At 71.5% G+C, this 15,656-nt stretch carries 16 protein-coding genes; 10 read left to right on the forward strand and 6 right to left on the reverse strand.

The window, feature by feature from the left end; all coding sequences use genetic code 11:
* Window positions 1–45: 45 nt before the first annotated feature.
* Window positions 46–603 carry a TetR/AcrR family transcriptional regulator gene (locus tag ACZ53K_RS19965; protein WP_468838094.1) on the forward strand — a complete coding sequence of 186 codons (558 nt, stop codon included), beginning with the start codon at window positions 46–48 and terminating at the stop codon, window positions 601–603.
* A gap of 28 nt (window positions 604–631) precedes the next feature.
* On the opposite strand, the gene ACZ53K_RS19970 is transcribed toward ACZ53K_RS19965, so the two are convergent.
* The 5 genes from ACZ53K_RS19970 to ACZ53K_RS19990 form a co-directional block, all read right to left on the reverse strand.
* A complete protein-coding gene (locus ACZ53K_RS19970) occupies window positions 632–1,306 on the reverse strand; it encodes an HAD family hydrolase (RefSeq protein ID WP_468838096.1) in 675 nt (224 codons plus the stop codon).
* 82 nt (window positions 1,307–1,388) lie between these two features.
* A complete protein-coding gene (locus ACZ53K_RS19975) occupies window positions 1,389–1,556 on the reverse strand; it encodes a LysE family transporter (RefSeq protein ID WP_468838098.1) in 168 nt (55 codons plus the stop codon).
* A 494-nt stretch (window positions 1,557–2,050) separates the two neighbouring features.
* A complete protein-coding gene (locus tag ACZ53K_RS19980; RefSeq protein WP_468838101.1) occupies window positions 2,051–2,716 on the reverse strand; it encodes an O-methyltransferase in 666 nt (221 codons plus the stop codon).
* Between the two features lie 84 nt (window positions 2,717–2,800).
* Complete coding sequence (locus ACZ53K_RS19985) at window positions 2,801–3,697, reverse strand: SDR family oxidoreductase (RefSeq protein WP_468838103.1); 897 nt, start codon at window positions 3,695–3,697, stop codon at window positions 2,801–2,803.
* A gap of 199 nt (window positions 3,698–3,896) precedes the next feature.
* The gene (locus tag ACZ53K_RS19990; RefSeq protein WP_468838105.1) at window positions 3,897–5,381 is read right to left on the reverse strand and encodes an MFS transporter; all 1,485 of its coding nucleotides are present in this window, start codon (window positions 5,379–5,381) and stop codon (window positions 3,897–3,899) included.
* Between the two features lie 185 nt (window positions 5,382–5,566).
* On the opposite strand from ACZ53K_RS19990, the gene ACZ53K_RS19995 reads away from it, so the two are divergent.
* The gene (locus ACZ53K_RS19995; protein WP_468838107.1) at window positions 5,567–6,142 is read left to right on the forward strand and encodes a TetR/AcrR family transcriptional regulator; all 576 of its coding nucleotides are present in this window, start codon (window positions 5,567–5,569) and stop codon (window positions 6,140–6,142) included.
* A 17-nt stretch (window positions 6,143–6,159) separates the two neighbouring features.
* Here the strand turns inward: ACZ53K_RS19995 and ACZ53K_RS20000 are convergent, their stop codons facing one another.
* On the reverse strand, window positions 6,160–6,666 hold the full coding sequence (locus ACZ53K_RS20000; RefSeq protein WP_468838109.1) for a MarR family winged helix-turn-helix transcriptional regulator: 507 nt from the start codon (window positions 6,664–6,666) through the stop codon (window positions 6,160–6,162).
* Between the two features lie 119 nt (window positions 6,667–6,785).
* On the opposite strand from ACZ53K_RS20000, the gene ACZ53K_RS20005 reads away from it, so the two are divergent.
* From ACZ53K_RS20005 to ACZ53K_RS20040, 8 genes are all read left to right on the forward strand, one after another.
* Entirely contained in the window at window positions 6,786–7,535 is a 750-nt protein-coding gene (locus ACZ53K_RS20005) for a dienelactone hydrolase family protein (RefSeq protein WP_468838111.1), read from the forward strand.
* A gap of 242 nt (window positions 7,536–7,777) precedes the next feature.
* Entirely contained in the window at window positions 7,778–8,605 is an 828-nt protein-coding gene (gene ddaH / locus ACZ53K_RS20010) for a dimethylargininase (protein WP_468838113.1), read from the forward strand.
* Window positions 8,606–8,711: 106 nt separating this feature from the next.
* A complete protein-coding gene (locus ACZ53K_RS20015; RefSeq protein ID WP_468838115.1) occupies window positions 8,712–9,455 on the forward strand; it encodes a cyclase family protein in 744 nt (247 codons plus the stop codon).
* A 166-nt stretch (window positions 9,456–9,621) separates the two neighbouring features.
* Window positions 9,622–10,644: a dipeptidase gene (locus ACZ53K_RS20020; RefSeq protein WP_468838117.1), complete on the forward strand. Its 1,023-nt coding sequence runs from the start codon at window positions 9,622–9,624 to the stop codon at window positions 10,642–10,644.
* 246 nt (window positions 10,645–10,890) lie between these two features.
* Window positions 10,891–11,973 carry a M20 family metallopeptidase gene (locus tag ACZ53K_RS20025; protein WP_468838428.1) on the forward strand — a complete coding sequence of 361 codons (1,083 nt, stop codon included), beginning with the start codon at window positions 10,891–10,893 and terminating at the stop codon, window positions 11,971–11,973.
* Window positions 11,970–12,737: a GNAT family N-acetyltransferase gene (locus ACZ53K_RS20030; RefSeq protein WP_468838119.1), complete on the forward strand. Its 768-nt coding sequence runs from the start codon at window positions 11,970–11,972 to the stop codon at window positions 12,735–12,737. Before ACZ53K_RS20025 ends, ACZ53K_RS20030 begins: the two co-directional genes overlap by 4 nt.
* Window positions 12,738–12,764: 27 nt before the next feature.
* Complete coding sequence (gene menC, locus ACZ53K_RS20035) at window positions 12,765–13,874, forward strand: o-succinylbenzoate synthase (protein WP_468838121.1); 1,110 nt, start codon at window positions 12,765–12,767, stop codon at window positions 13,872–13,874.
* 157 nt (window positions 13,875–14,031) lie between these two features.
* Window positions 14,032–15,648: a PucR family transcriptional regulator gene (locus ACZ53K_RS20040; protein ID WP_468838123.1), complete on the forward strand. Its 1,617-nt coding sequence runs from the start codon at window positions 14,032–14,034 to the stop codon at window positions 15,646–15,648.
* The last annotated feature ends 8 nt before the right edge of the window (window positions 15,649–15,656 follow it).

Raw genomic sequence — 15,656 nt, forward strand, 5'->3', positions numbered from 1 at the left:
AGAAGCGCAGCATAGGTCCCGCCTCCACCGGTGTAGAAAGGAGGGGTGCTTGACGACCGACGTACCCTCCTCGCCGACACGGCCGTCACCGTGCTCGCCGAGACCGGCATACGAGGACTGACCCACCGCGCGGTGGACCGGGCGGCGGGCCTGCCGTCCGGCACCACGTCCGCCTACTACCGGACCCGCACGGCACTGCTCACCGCGCTGGTCGGCCGCCTGGTCGCACTGGACCAGGCGGAACTCCAGGACACCGGGAGCCGGACGCCGGCCCCGCGGAGCGGCGAGGAACTGGCGGCCGGCATCGCGGCCCTCGCCGAGCGGCGGCTCACGGGGGAGGGGCGGCGGCGCTCCCTGGCGCGCTACGCCTGCGCCATCGAGAGCGTCCACCACCCCGAGTTGCGGGAAATCCTCGCGCCACGCGAGAACGCCGGCCGCCAGGTCGTGCACGACTTCCTGGCCGCGCACGGCGTCGCGGACGCCGAGGAACGTACCGTCACGCTGCTGACCTGCGTGGACGGCCTGATCTTCGACCGCCTGGTGAGCGGCGGAAGCGTGTCCGGCCGGCAGATCCGCGGACTGGTGGCGGCGGCGCTGCGCTAAGGGGTGCCCGACCGGTCGTGTGAGTGGGTCAGTGGACCGCGCCTTCCCCCAGTTTCCCGGCCCAGTCCCGCAATTCGGGTTCGGCCAGGCTGGTGCCCAGCCAGTCGTGGTCGAGGCCGGCTCCTGGAAGGGACGGTACGACCGCGACGTAGAGCCCGGCAGCGCGCGCCGAGGCGATGCCGGTGGCCGAGTCCTCGAAGGCGACGGAGCGCTTGGGATCCGTACCGAGCGCCTCGCATGCTGTGAGGTAGAGCTCTGGTGCGGGCTTGGGGGAGCGCACTTCGTCGGCGGCGAACGAGTGAGTGAAGCAGTCGGCGAGACCGGCCGACCACAGGGCCGTGTCCAGCAGTTCCCGAGGGCTGTTGCTGGCTACGGCTATGGGTACGGCTGCCCGGCAGGCGCGCACCAGTTCTGTCGCCCCCGGGAGGGCTGTGGCGCCCCGGGAAAGCTCCTTGCGGACTCTTTCGAGGAGTTCGGCGGCGAGTTCGGTCCCGGCGCCGGGGCGCCCGAGGTAGTGGGCCATGGCCTCACCAGCGGCCTCCACGGTGCGCCCGATGACCAGGGCTTTCTGTTCGGGGCCGAAGGGGTGGCCGTGCGCCGCGAAGATGGCCGTTTCCGCGACGGTCCAGCAGGCTTCGGTGTCGACCAGCAGGCCGTCGCAGTCGAAGGCCACGGCCTCGGCGCTGGTGGGAAGCGAGCGCATGGAGATGTCCTTTCACTTCGGGTGATGCGGGTTGTCCGTTTCGGCTGCTGTCGGTGGCCTTGCGGTCACGCCGACCGGTGCCTCACTGTCCGAGCGCGAGCCGGATGCCGAAGGCGGCGATGACCGTGCCGGTGATCCGGTCGAGGCAGCGGCGGGCCGAGGGCCGCTGCAGGCGGTCACGGAGCACATGCGCGAAGGCGATCAGCGCGTACGCCCAGGCGACGGCCAGGAGGATGTGCACACCGGCCATGAGCACGCCTGGAGCGAGGCGCCGGCGGGGACGAACTGCGGGAGCACCGCAACGTAGAAGGCGCCCATCACCGCGCTGCTGACCGCGTCTCATCTCGCATACAGGCTCTTCGTTGGGCCGGAGCGGCGTACCTGGTGTGGATGGGGGGCAGGCTGCTGTGGGCCACCTGGCGCCACTCATCGAACGCGAGCCCGCAGACAGCACACCGAGCGAGGTGAGCACGCCCCAGACCGGCGTGCCGCTCTGGATGCCGATGGCCACGCCCCGGACGCGACGGCGGTGTCCGAGCGCCGCGGTGCGCAGAATGAGTGCGGTATCCAGTCCCGGAGTGAGTGTCAGGAGTCCCACTATCAGGGCGAAAGTCCCTATTGCGGCTAGGGTGATCATGAGCGATCAGCCTAGGCCGGGAGCCATGGAACGTCTACATTCCTGCCCGGTATCGGGCAGGAATGGCACTGTTCGTCGCTGGGTTTTGCGCGTCAAACCTCAGGTGGCTACAACCGACAGCTGATTTCCATCCCGTCCTCCGCCGGGAAGGTCACGCTCTGGTACCCGTTCGCCGTGTCGCGCACGTGGTCGAGATACGGCTGAACGTCTTCGAACGCGGCGTCGTCGGCGACGACGAGACTGCCCGGGGCCAGCCGCGGTTCGAGAAGCCGCAGGACGGGCAGGTACAGGTCCTTCCACCCGTCGAGGAGCAGGAAGTCGACCGGACCGGCATGGCTCGCGAGGGTCTCCAGGGCGTCGCCCTCCAGCACCGTGACCACGTCGTCGAGGCCCGTCTCGGCGAAGGTCCGGCGGGCGGAGGCCACCTTGTTGCGGCTCATCTCCGTGGTCAGGACCCGGCCCGCTCCGTTGTCGCGGACGGCGGCGGCCAAGTACAGCGTGGAGATGCCGAAGGAGGTGCCGAACTCGACCACGGTGGCGGGCCGGACGGCCCTGACAAGGTTGTAGAGCAGCTTGCCGCCGTCGGCGGAGATCGGCATGTAGATCTCATCCGCCGCGTCGGCGCGCTCCTGGGGAGTCACCGGTGCGCGGCGGGTGGGCCGCCGGGTCCTGGCGCGCGCCGCGGCGTCGCCGTCGCCTGCGGCGCCCTCGAACATGCGGGTCAGGGCGGTGGCGACGCGGGGGTCGGAAAGGGTGTGCGGTCGTATGGTCAAAACGCTGGCTCCTGTCTCGTCTCAGGCGTGGGACGGCTCCCCGGGGTGATCTTCTCGGCGAAGATCACCCCGGGGAGCGTCATCTCAGGCGGTGGTGTACGCGCCGGCTTCGATGTCCTCGACCAGGGACGGCCCGGTGGGCTCCCAGGCCAGCATCCGGCGGGACACGTCATTGGACGCGGTCATGGTCTTGGCGAAGAAGCCGCCGACGAAGCCGAAGTGGGCGCCGGCGTCCTCCGGGGCGATCGCGACCACCGGAAGCCCGAGATGCCGGCCGATGGCCTCCGCGATCACCTTGGTGGTGACGGCCTCCTCGGCGACGGCGTGCAGCCGGGCCCCGGCCGGAGCCTTCTCCAGGCCGAGACGGATGAGCCGGGCCGCATCGCCGCGGTGTACCGCCGACCAGGTGGTGGAGCCGTCGCCGATATAGCCGGAGACGCCCTGCTTGCGGGCGGCGGCCGTGAGGAAGTTGACGAATCCCCAGTCACCGGCGCCGTGGACGCTCGGCGCGAAACGCGTGATCACCGTCCGTACGCCCCGGGGGACGTAGTCCAGCGCGAGGTTCTCGCTGCCGCCCCGGTTCGAGTCCGGGCCGACGGCCGGGGAGGCGTCGGCCTCCGTGGCGGACCGGCCCTGGACGAGGCCGGAGAGCGGAGCGGCGACGACGAACGGGCGGTCGCTGCCGACCAGCGCCTCGGCGAGAGTGTGCACCGAGGCGCGCTCGGAGCGGTCGGACTCGGCCGGGTTGCCCCAGTCGTGCTTGTTGGCCAGGTGGATGACCGCGTCGGTCTGTGCGGCACCCCGGCGCAGGGAGTCCAGGTCGTCCAGGTCGCCGCGCAGGAAGCCGACGCCCTTGGACGCCAGCGCCTGCTCGGCCTGGTCCGACCGGGCGAGTCCGACGACCTGGTGGCCTGCGGCGGTGAGCTCGTCCACGACAGCGGACCCGATCCAGCCGGTCGCGCCGGTCACAAAAACACGCATGGGGATAACTCCGGGTTCGGTAGGGGCTGATGAGGTTCAGCGGTGAGATACCGGTAGTGAGGTTCCGGTGGGGAGATTCCAGCGAGGGGACGCCCGGGCCGGGGGCCCCGGCCCGGGTGATGCCTCGATATCGGAACACCGTGTCTCGAAATTAACAGATACGAGGCACGGTGTCTAGATAGAGGGGGCCGGGAATCCCCTACGGCGAGTTGTGGCGCACGCGTGTCGCCCCGGCGACGACGAGAGCCCCGGCGAGCAGGGTGAGCAGGCCGGCCGCGCGCAAGGCGGTCCCCGCGCCGCTGGTGAACGCCTCGATGACGGCGCCGTGCTCGGCCGGGGCCAGGGGCAGCGCCTCCGCCACCGTGTGGGGAGCCGGGGCGTGTTGACTCAGGCCGACCGGCAGATGATGGGTGAATCCGGCGGTGAGGACGGTGCCGACGACGGCGACTCCCAGTGCGCTGCCCAGTTCCCGGGTCGCGGACTGCAGCCCGCCGGCGATTCCGGCCTGTTCGACGGGCAGGCCCGCCGCGATCTCCGCGGTCAGGCACGGCCCGGCGAGCATGATGCCCAGGCCGATGACGAACAGCGCCGCCGCGTAGACGGGATAGGGCAGGGCCGTGGCGTAGGACAGCCCGAACAGGCCGGCGCTCGTGAGGAGGAAGGCTGCCGCGAGGGTCACGGGCAGGCCGGCGCGGCGGATGAGCCCGGGAACGTAGCGGGTGCCCAGCAGCATGGGGAGGGTCAGCGGAATGATGCCCAGACCCGCCTGCAGAACGGAGAACCCGCGGCCGTACTGGAGTAGTGAGGCGTTGACGTAGAAGAGCCCGAAACTCCCGAAGAAGATGACGGTCATCCCGAAGCTCGCACTGCTGAGCAGCGGATTGCGGAAGAGCCGGGGATCGAGCATGGGGTGGGGTACGCGCAGCTCCAACAGGAACCAGGCGAGCCCCAGCGCGACGGCGCAGGCGAACGCGGCGAGGGTGACGGTGCTGCCCCATCCCTTCTCGGGGCCCTCGATGATGCCGGTCAGCAGCGCGACGACGGCGGCCACGAACAGCGCCGTACCGGGCAGGTCGAGGCTACGGGCGTGGCGCGCGCTGACCGGCGCGCAGCCCGCCACCCACGCCAGGCAGCAGACCGCGACCAGCGCCACCGCGACGAACAGGAACCGCCACGAGCCGAGGCTGAGCAGCGCGCCGCCGCCGACGTTTCCGGCGACCCCGCCGATGCCGGACGCCGCCGCCCACACCGCCAGCGCGTGGGGGCGGCGCCGGGGTTCTGTGGCGTGGATGAGGATGCCGACGCAGTTGGGCAGTACGCACGCCGCCCCGAGGCCGGTGACGGCACGCCCGATCAGCATGGCGGGCACACTCGGCGCCATGGCCGAGAGGACGGCACCGGCCGCGAATATGCCCAGCCCGGTCAGAAGGGTGCCTTTGCGGCCGAACTTGTCGCCGGCGGCGCCGGCGGGGATGACCAGGCAGGCGAAGGCGACGACGTAGGCGTCGACGATCCACAGCAGGCCGGCCGACGTCGGGTGCAGTGGACTTGCCGCCAGTTTCGGTACGGCGAGGTTGATCGCGGCGACGAATCCGACGACCAGGGCGGTGCACACACTCATGCCGGCGAGCACCAGGCCAGGCCGTTGCGCCTGGCTCACGGGGCGTTCCACCGTGAAGACCATGGGTTGGAGTTCCTTTTCGAAAGCTCCCTGAAGGCGCGGCGGGGCCGGTGCGGAGGGCCGGCCCGGGGTGACGTGCCGTGCGTCGGGGAGGGGTTGACCGGGGGCCGCGGACGGCGACAATAACGAGTCGCCGTGCCTCGTAACCGTAACACATACGAGTCATGCTGACTCGTTATAGTGGTGTCATGGATGAGGAGCACGGCCGCAGTGGACGGCCTCGCAGTGAGCGCGCCCGGGTGGCCGTCCTGAACGCGGTCGACGATCTGCTCGTCGAGATCGGTTACGCGGCGCTGACCATGAAGGGCATCGCGGAGCGGGCCGGCGTGGGCCGGCAGACCGTCTACCGGTGGTGGTCGAACAAGGCGGAGATCCTCTACGAGGCCAGCGCCATCGACGCGCAGCAGGAACTCTCCGTGCCCCTGACCGGCGACCCGTCACAAGACGTCGCGGCCTACCTGGACGCGTTCGTGGACTTCCTCGTGAACTCCCATGCCGGAGCGGCCTACCGGGCGCTCATCGGAGAGGCTCAGCACGACACGGCCGTCGCGGCCCTGCTCTCCTCCAGGGACATCCTCGGCGAGAGCGCCGCGAAGATCGTCGAGCCGGTACTCGGCGCCGGCGACAGCGCACTGTCTGTCGAGCAGGCGACGGCTCTGCTCATCGGCCCGCCTTTCTACCACGTCCTGTCCGGGCGCGGCGCGGAGAGCATCGACACCCGGCAGCTGGCCAAGGAATTCCTGCGCCTCCTCGCCGCCAGCTGACGCCCTGCCGGCTGCGCTCAGGGGCCGGGAGGCCCGGGCGTGGCGGTCCGGGCGGCATGGTGATCCAGCAAACGGGTGAGCAACTGCACGAACTGGTCGCGTTCGGCCGCACTCAACGGCGCGAGCAGCTCGTCGTGCAGGGCGTCCAGGACCGTGTCGAGGTGGCGCAGGTGGCGGCGGCCCCGGGCGGAGATCGTGATGATGTTGCGGCGCCGGTCGTCGGGATCCGGCGCCCGCTCGACGAGCTCCCGCTCGGCCAGTTCGTTGAGCACGCCGACCATGTCGCTGCGGTAGATGCCGGTACGCCCGCTCAGCTCCGTCTGGCTGCCCGGCCCGTGATCCTGCAGCGCCGCGAGCACGGCGTAGTGCCACTTGCGGGCGTCGACCCGGGCCAGTCCCTCGTTGATCAGCCGGTCCGACCGTGCGGACAGTTGTGACAGCAGCCGGCTCGCCCGGCGGCGCAGCCTGTCGGGCGTCTTGAGCGCGCCGTCGTCGGGCAGGTCCGCGGCCTCGGCTCTGATCATGGAGTTCATTCTACCCATTGCGTTAGTCACACTAACGATGTACGTTCGCTCGCGCCGAAACCGTTAGTGCAACAAACGTTGCAGAGCGTTCACGGAGTGACCTTCCAGGAAGGAAAACCTTGCCCACCAAGACACTGCAGATCCCCACCGCGGACGGCCGGACCGACGCTTTCGCCGCTTACCCCGACCGCGGCGGGCGGCACCCGGGGGTACTGCTGTATCCGGACGCCCTGGGCGTGCGGCCCGTACTGAAGGAGATGGCCCGCGAACTGGCCGAGCACGGGTACTACGTGCTCGTCCCCAACTTCTTCTACCGGCACGGCCCCGCACCGGTGGTCGAACTCCCCGAGTACATCGGAGAAGAGGACCGGCACGCGGTCTTCGCCCAGCTGATGCCCCTCGTCGAGGCACACACCACCGAACGCGCCCTGTGTGACGCCGACGCCTATCTCGGGTTCCTCACCGCCCAGCCCGAGGTCAGCGCCGGGCCGGTCGCCGCGATCGGCTACTGCATGGGCGCCGTCCTGGCGATGCGCACCGCGACCGCCCACCCGGACCAGGTGGCCGCCGTCGCCGGATTCCATCCCGGCCTCCTGGTCACGGACGCGCCCGACAGCCCGCACCGCGAGATCCACAAGCTCACCGCCCAGGTGCATCTCGGCCTCGCCGTGGGCGACTTGACGCCCGAGGCCCTCGGCGAACTCAACCAGACCCTGGACGCCGCGGGTGTCGGTTACACCACCGAGGTCTACCCGGACACCGTCCACGGCTTCACCATGTCCGACACCGCAGCCTTCAACCCCTCCGCACTACAGCTCCACTGGGACCGCCTGCTGCCCCTCCTCAGCAGCGCCCTGACCACCGGCTGAGTCTCCGGCGCGGACCCCGGCCTGGCGGATGTGGCCGTACAGGCCGGGCTCGCCCCGGCCCGGTGGGCGAAGCGAGCCGTCGGCCGCTGCCGAAGGCGGTCCGGACGACATTGCCTGACACGGCTCGACGAATGGCTGACCGAGTTGCCGGTACGTCCCGGGCGGGCGTGAAAAGGTGCTCAGCAGAGTCGGCAGGAGAGCCGGCCCGAGGGGGCGGAGAGACGTCAGCGTGAGGAGCTGCTGTGCCGCGTCATGCCACCCCCCGCCACTACCTGATGTGCCGGCCAACGTACTTCGAGGTCACCGAGGCCCGCACCCCGTGGATGGACCCTGACGAACCGGTGGACGCCGACCTGGCCTGCCGACAGTGGGAGCAGTTGCGGGACCGTCTGCGCGCCCTGGGACACACCGTGGAGGAATTGCCACCGCGCCCAGGGGCGCAGGAAATGGTCTTCGCGGCCAACGGCGCCACCATGATCGATGGACGTGTGCTGGGTGCGCGCTTCGCCCACCGCGAACGCATGCCGGAGGCCGCGGCCCACCGCGCATGGTTCCTCTCGCACGGCGTCACCGTGTTCCGGGAGCCGGAGCACCCCAACGAAGGCGAGGGGGACTACGCGCTCACCTCGTCCTGCCTGCTCGCCGGCCACGGATTCCGTACCACTGTGGCCTCCCACGCCGAGGCACAGGAATTCTTCGGCCGCTCCGTGATCGCCCTCGAACTCACCGACCCCCGCTATTACCACCTCGACACGGCCCTGGCCGTCCTGGACCCCGCGGCTGACGAGATCATGTATTACCCGGGAGCCTTCTCCGCGGCCGCCCGTACCGTGCTGCGCCACCGCTTCCCCGACGCGCTGCTCGCGGACTCCGACCACGCTGCGGCCCTGGGGCTGAACGCCGTCTCCGACGGACGGCATGTTCTGCTGCCCGCGGCCGCCCACCGGCTGGGCCCCGCCCTGCGCGCCCGCGGATACGAACCGATCGGCATCGACCTGAGCGAGCTCGCCAAAAGCGGCGGCGGCGCGAAATGCTGTGTGCAGGAACTCCGCGGTCCCGCCCCGCACTGACGCGCACGCGAAACCACCTCCGGGCATCGGCCGAATGCAGCAAGGTGCTCCGCCGCCGGCCGTCGCTGCCCGCCCTGCGGTTTCCGGCCTCGGCATGATGGGACACATGATCTCTACGCGGGTGCTGGATCTGACGCACGCCTTCGGCCCTGGACAGCCGCGCGAACCGGAATTCGACGACGAGCAGCGTCACCCGGAAATGACCATCGAGCGGGACGGCTTCGACGCGGTCTACCACCGCATCGCGGGTTCATGGGGCACCCATGTCGACGCCCCCGCGGAGATGGTCGCCGGGGGCCGCACCATCGACGCCCTGCCGGCCGAGGACCTGGTGCTCCCGCTGGTCGTCTTCGACATCTCCGACGCCGTCGCCGCCGACCCCGACCGCTGTCTCGTCCGGGACGACGTACGCGCATGGGAACAACGCCATGGCCCGGTTCCCGCGGGTTCCTTCGCCGCCTTGCGTACGGACTGGTCCCGCAGGTGGCCCGACACCGACGCGATGCGCAACCTCGACCCGGACGGGACCTCCCACACCCCCGGCTGGACCCTGGACGCCCTTCGCCTCCTCCTGGTCGAACGGTCCGTCACCGCCATCGGCCACGAGACCATCGACGCCGATCCCGGCCTGTGGACCACCGGGGAGGGGCCCGACGGCGCGACGGCGGTGGAGAACGCCCGCCGCCGGTACGCCTGTGAGGCCTATGTGCTCGACCACGACCGCTACCAGGTCGAGCTGCTCGCCAACTTGCACGCCCTTCCGCCGACCGGTGCACACATCGTCGTCGGCGTCGGCAAGGCCCGCGACGGCACCGCCTTCCCGGCCCGCGTCCTGGCCCTGCTTCCGTAGGCAGAGCTTGGGGGAGCGCGGCAAGGTGAGTTCGCCGCCGCCTGCCTCAAGAGGCGGAGTTGTCCGTAAGGCCAAGGAGCAGCCCGCCGGTTCGTGCCCCCGCACCAAGAATCCAGGGGCCCGCCCTACATACGCTGCGGCTGATTCCTTCGCGAAAGGCTCCGCCGTGTCCCTGGACCTGCACCACCGCGCCGTCGTCGCCGATGCCCACAACGACCTCCTCATGGCCGTCGCCGCCCGCTCCCCGGAACGCTGGGGCGCCTTCTTCCGTGACCGGTGGCTATCGCAGCTGCGCGAGGGCGGCATCGACATCCAGGTCCTGCCGGTGTTCATCGACGACCAGTACCGCCCCGAGGGGGCGCTCCGGCAGACCCTCCGCATGATCGAGTGCGCTCATGTCCTGGCCGAGGCCAACGCCGACCGGGTCGCGCTGTGCGTCGACGGTGCCGGCATCGAAGCGGCCCTCGCCGAGAACAAGACCGCCCTCGTTCTCGCGCTGGAGAGCGCGCCGGGCATCGACGCCTCCGTCGAACTGTTTCCCACCCTGTTCCGGCTCGGCGTGCGGATCGCCTCGATCGCCCACTGGGGACGCACCCCGCTCGCGGACGGCAGCCGGGAGGACGCCACCGGCAGCCGGCTGACCACCGCCGGCGTCCGGGCACTGTACGAGATGGAACGCCTGGGCATGCTCTTCGACATCTCCCACCTGGGGGCGAGCGGTGTCACCCACGTACTGGAACTCGCCACCTGCCCGCTGATCGCCACCCATTCCTGCGCCCGCGCGCTGCGGAATCACCACCGCAACCTCACCGACGACCAGATCCGCGGTGTGGCCGGCACCGGAGGCCTGGTGTGCGTGAACTTCGTCCCGGACTTCCTCACCGATGACGAGGCGAAGGTGAGCGTCGACCGGGTCGTCGACCACATCGAGCACGTCGTCTCGGTGGCCGGTGTCGACCACGTCGGCCTCGGATCGGACTTCATCCGCGAGGTCATGGCGGACGTCACCCCGCCCTGCTGCGAGCACGCCGACGACGAGGACCCGATGTTCGCCTTCCCCGGACTGGAGGGTCCGGCCGGTATGCCGGTGGTCACCGAGGCGATGGTGCGCAGGGGCCTGCCCGAGCAGGACATCCTGAAGATTCTCGGCGGGAACATGCGGCGGCTCATGAACAAGCACATGGGCTGACGTGCGCTGACATTCGGCGCAGTCGGCCCGGTGCTTCGACGCTGCCCGATGGCTGAGCGCCGTCCGGCGATTCGGTGCTGCCCGCGCCGCCAGGCGCCCGCGTCGCGTCCCAGACGCAATCCCCGTTCCTACGGGACCACTCGACACCTTGACGCCCTTGACCACCCTACGGAGGACCCACCCGTGCCGCATGACCCCGCACGCCCGCCGTCCGCGCAGGCGGACCACGCACCGGCCCTCGGCGCCCTGCTCGAAGACCTCGAAGAACTCGTCACCTGTGAGTCCTTCTCGGACGACCACGCGGCCGTGGCCCGGAGCGGCCAGGTGGTCGCCGCGCAGGGCCGCCGTCTGCTCGGAGCCTCGGCCCGGACGCCGGTCATCGACGGCGTCACCCATGTGCAGTGGACCTTCGGAACGCCCCGCATCCTGCTGCTCGGCCATCACGACACCGTCTGGCCGGTCGGCTCCCTCAAGACCCACCCCTGGTCGGTGGAGCAGGGCGTCGCCCGTGGCCCCGGGGTCTTCGACATGAAGGCCGGGCTGGTCCAGATGTTCCACGCGCTGGCCTCCCTGCCGTCCCTCGACGGCCTCTGTGTGCTCGTCACCGGTGACGAGGAGACCGGTTCGGCCACCTCCCGCCCGCTGATCGAGGACCTCGCACGCCAGTGCTCGGCCACGCTCGTCCTGGAGCCCTCGGCACCCGGCGGCGCCCTGAAGACCAGCCGCAAGGGCGTATCCCTCTACGACATCACCGTTCGCGGGCGTGCCGCCCACTCCGGGCTGGAGCCGGAGAGGGGCGTCAACGCGGCCACCGAGATCGCCCACCAGATCCTGGCCCTGCACGGCATCGCCGCCACCGTGGCCGCCTCGACCGGGCCCGGAACGAGCGTCACACCCACCGTGCTGCGGGCCGGCACCTCGAACAACACCGTGCCGGCGGAGGCCGAGCTGAGCGTGGACGTCCGCGTGCCGAACGCCGCGGCGCAGGAAGCCGCCGACCGGCTCATCAGGACCCTGGAGCCGCGGACACCCGGCGCCCGCGTACGGATCGACGGCGGTCCCAACCGGCCGCCCCTGGACCCCGACGCCTCCCAGGAGCTGTTCGCCCTGGCCGCCGAACAGGCCACCCGGCTCGGTATCGGCCCGCTGCGCCAGGCGTCCGTCGGCGGAGCCTCCGACGGCAACTACACCGCCGGGGCCGGGTGCCCCACGCTCGACGGGCTCGGCGCGGTGGGCGACGGCGCGCACGCCGACCACGAACACGTCGTCACCGCCGCCATGCCGGCCCGCGCCCGGCTGCTGGCCCACCTCGTCGGAGCGCTGCGATGAAGGAAGCCACCGTCCGGGAGCTCCACCTCCTGGCGGATTTCGAGGCGGTCAGCCTTCTCTACGCCGGCATCTGGGGCACCGGGCCCGGCAGCCCGCCCCTCTCCGCCGAGCTGATGCAGGCCTTCTCGCACGCCGGCAACTACGTGGCCGGGGCGTACGAGGACGGCCGGCTGGTGGGGGCGTCCGTCGCCTTCTTCGGCGCCCCCGTAGGCACCAGCCTGCACTCGCACATCACGGGCACCGTCAAGGGGCGTGGCGTGGGCCTCGCCCTCAAGACGCACCAGCGGCAGTGGGCGACGGCCCGCCGGCTGAGCCGCATCACCTGGACCTATGACCCGCTCATCCGCCGCAACGCCCACTTCAACCTGGTCAAACTGGGCGCCCGGCCGGAGGAGTACCTGACCTCGTTCTACGGCCCGATCAACGACACCATCAACGGCGGCGACGAGTCCGACCGGGTCCTTGCCGCCTGGGACCTCACCGTGCCCTTCCCGCCCGCTGCGGTCGGGGTGCCCGCCGACGCCGCGTACGGCCTCCACAACCACGAGGGCCGCCCCGAGCCCGGTACGGCCGACGCCGCGACCGTCCTCGTCGACCTGCCCGACGACATCGAAGCCCTGCGCCGCACCGACCCCGGCGCCGCCCGCGCCTGGCGGCTGGCCGTACGGCAGACCCTGGGCGGCCTGCTCGCCGAAGGTGCCCGCGTCGTCGGCTTCCACGAACGCCGCCGTTACGTGGTCCGGCGCCCCACCACCCGTACCTGACCACTGCCCGCAGAGGAGCCCCCAGCCGTGCAGACGAAGATCTCCGGCGTCGAGCTGCGCCGCATCGCGATGCCGCTCGTCGCCCCGTTCCGTACCTCCTTCGGCGTGGAGACCAGCCGCGATGTGCTGCTGGTCCGCGTCGTCACCTCCGACGGTGAGGGGTGGGCCGAGTGCGCGGCGATGTCCGAGCCCCGCTACTGCTCCGAGTACGTCGACGGCGCCCAGGACGTCCTGCGCCGCTGCCTCGTCCCCGCCCTGCCGAAGGACGGCCTGGACGTGCACGCGGTGGGGCGGGCCCTGCAGCCCTTCACCGGCCACCGCATGGCGAAGTCCGCGCTGGAGACCGCGGTGCTGGACGCCCAACTCCGCGCAGCCGACGAGTCCTTCGGATCCTACCTGGGGGCCGCCCGGGACCGGGTCCCCTGCGGTGTCTCGGTCGGGATCATGGACTCGGTGCCCGAACTCCTCGACGCCGTCGCGGAGTACCTCGCCGAGGGCTACGTCCGGATCAAGCTCAAGATCGAGCCCGGCTGGGACACCGAGCCGGTACGGGCCGTACGCGAGCGCTTCGGCGACGCTCTGCTCCTGCAGGTCGACGCCAACGCCGCGTACACCCTGGCGGACGCCCGGCAGCTCGCCGGACTCGACGACTTCGGCCTCCTGCTGATCGAACAGCCACTGCCCAACGACGACATGGTCCAGCACGCCGCACTGGCCAAGCTGCTGCGCACCCCCATCTGTCTGGACGAGTCCATCGAATCCGCCGCCGACGCCGCGGCGGCCATCTCGCTCGGCGCCTGCTCCGTCATCAACATCAAGCCGGCCCGGGTCGGCGGCTACCTCGAAGCGCGCCGCATCCACGACCTCGCCCGCGCCCACGGCATTCCCGTCTGGTGCGGCGGCATGCTGGAGACCGGCATCGGCCGGGCCGCCAACGTCGCCCTGGCCGCCTTGCCCGGCTGCACCCTCCCCGGTGACACCTCCGGCTCCCACCGTTACTTCGCCACCGACATCACGGAGCCGTTCGTCCTCCGTGACGGCCACCTCGAAGTCCCCACCGGCCCGGGCCTCGGCGTCGAACCGCTGCCCGACGTTCTCGACGAGGTCACCACCTCCAGCGAATGGATCGCTCTGTGAGCGCGCCGACGGCCGGGGCACCGGATGGTGAGAAAGGCCAACAGGGTCGTACGTTCCTGTGAGAATCAGCCAAACAACCGGGCGCTTCCCGGTAACACCCTGGGCCTGTCCGGGCAGCGGCCCGGCCGGTCCAGGGCCGACGCGGTGAGGAGCACCCATGGACGCCTGCACACTCGGCGACCTGATCGACGCCGTCGGCAGCCCGGCCCTGCGGCTGCACACCGCACCCGCCGGCCCTGCCACCCGGGTCACCGAGGCGCTGCTGTACGACGCGCACGCCCCGCTGCCCGACGCGCCCGGAGCCCTGCTGCTCGCGGTCGGCGTGCGGGCAGCCGAGGCCGGGCCGCTGGTACGGGCCGCGGCGGAGGCCGGGATGGCCGGAATCGTGGTGCGGGGCGCGGACGGGCCGGCCGGCGAGGCCGCGGCGCACGGTGTGGCGCTGCTGGCCATCGACGAGGACGCGGCCTGGCACCACGTACACCTGATGCTGGCCTCGGCGATCGGTGCCGGGGGCGCCCACGGCACCGGGCTGGGGGACCTGTTCGCGCTGGCCGACGCGATCGCGGCGGCCACCGGCGGGGCGACGGCCGTGGAGGACCCGCGGCAGCGGATCCTGGCCTACTCCACCGTGCCCGGCCAGCCGGTCGACGAGGACCGCCGGCAAGGCATCCTCGGTCTCCAGGTCCCGGGCAGCGTGCACAACTCGGAACAGGTCCGGTCGGTGTTCGCCTCGGACGGGCCGGTGCGGCTGCCCGCGCTCACCGCGGGCGATCTGCCGCGGCTCGCCGTCGCGGTGCGGGCCGGCGGCGAGACGCTCGGCTCGGTCTGGGTGATCGACGGCGGCACGCTCGCCCCGGACGCCGAGGAGACCCTGATCCAAGGCGCATCCACGGCGGCACTGCTCCTGCTGCGCGCCCGTGCGGCCCGGGAACTGGCCCGCCACCAGAACACCGACCTGGTACGCCGCCTGCTGGACGGTTCGGCGGACGCGGCGGCGGCAGCGCACCGCCTGGGCTGGGACGCGGTCCGCGTGGCCGCGTTCGTGCTGGACTCCGCGGCGAGCGTCCCGGACGCCGAACGGACCTCGCTCAGGCTGCTGGACGTGGTGCGCCTGCAGTGCGAGGTGCGCTACGGGCGGCAAGCGTGCGTGCTCTTGGACGGGGTGGTGTACGCGTTGCTGCCGGCGCCCGGCGGGCACGCCGGGGCGCACCCGGCGCGGGAACGGAAGGCGGCGTCGGACCAGCGGCACCGGCAGCTGGCGGAGGACATCGTGCGCCGGGCCGAGCAGTCGCTGCGGGTGCCGGTACGGGCGGCGCTCGGCGGCGTGGCGCCCGGCCTCGGCGGTGTGGCGGACTCCCGTGCGGACGCGGACGTGGTCCTGCGCCTGCTGCACGACGCCCTGCCGGTCGCCACGGTCGACGGGTTGCGGGCCCGGGTGACGTTGCTACGGCTTTCCGAAGTGCTGGGTGAGCGCTCGGAATTGCGGGAGGGAGCATGGCGCCGGGTGCTGGCGGCGGACACCGAGCACGGCACCGACTACGCCCGCACCCTGGTGTCCTGGCTCGACGCGGGCTGCGACGTGGCAGACGCGGCGAAACGGCTCTCAGTCCACCCCAACACCTGCCGCTACCGCCTGAAGCAGGTCGGACTACAGCTCGGGATCGACCTCGGTGATCCCGAGGAACGGCTGGTTCTCTGGTTGCAGCTGAAAGTTCTGGCGGGACTCGACGGGGAGGGGGAAATGGCCTTCGCAGACGCCCCTCGCTTCCCATGAGGTGCGCC

Source organism: Streptomyces sp. NPDC033221, from assembly GCF_055577005.1.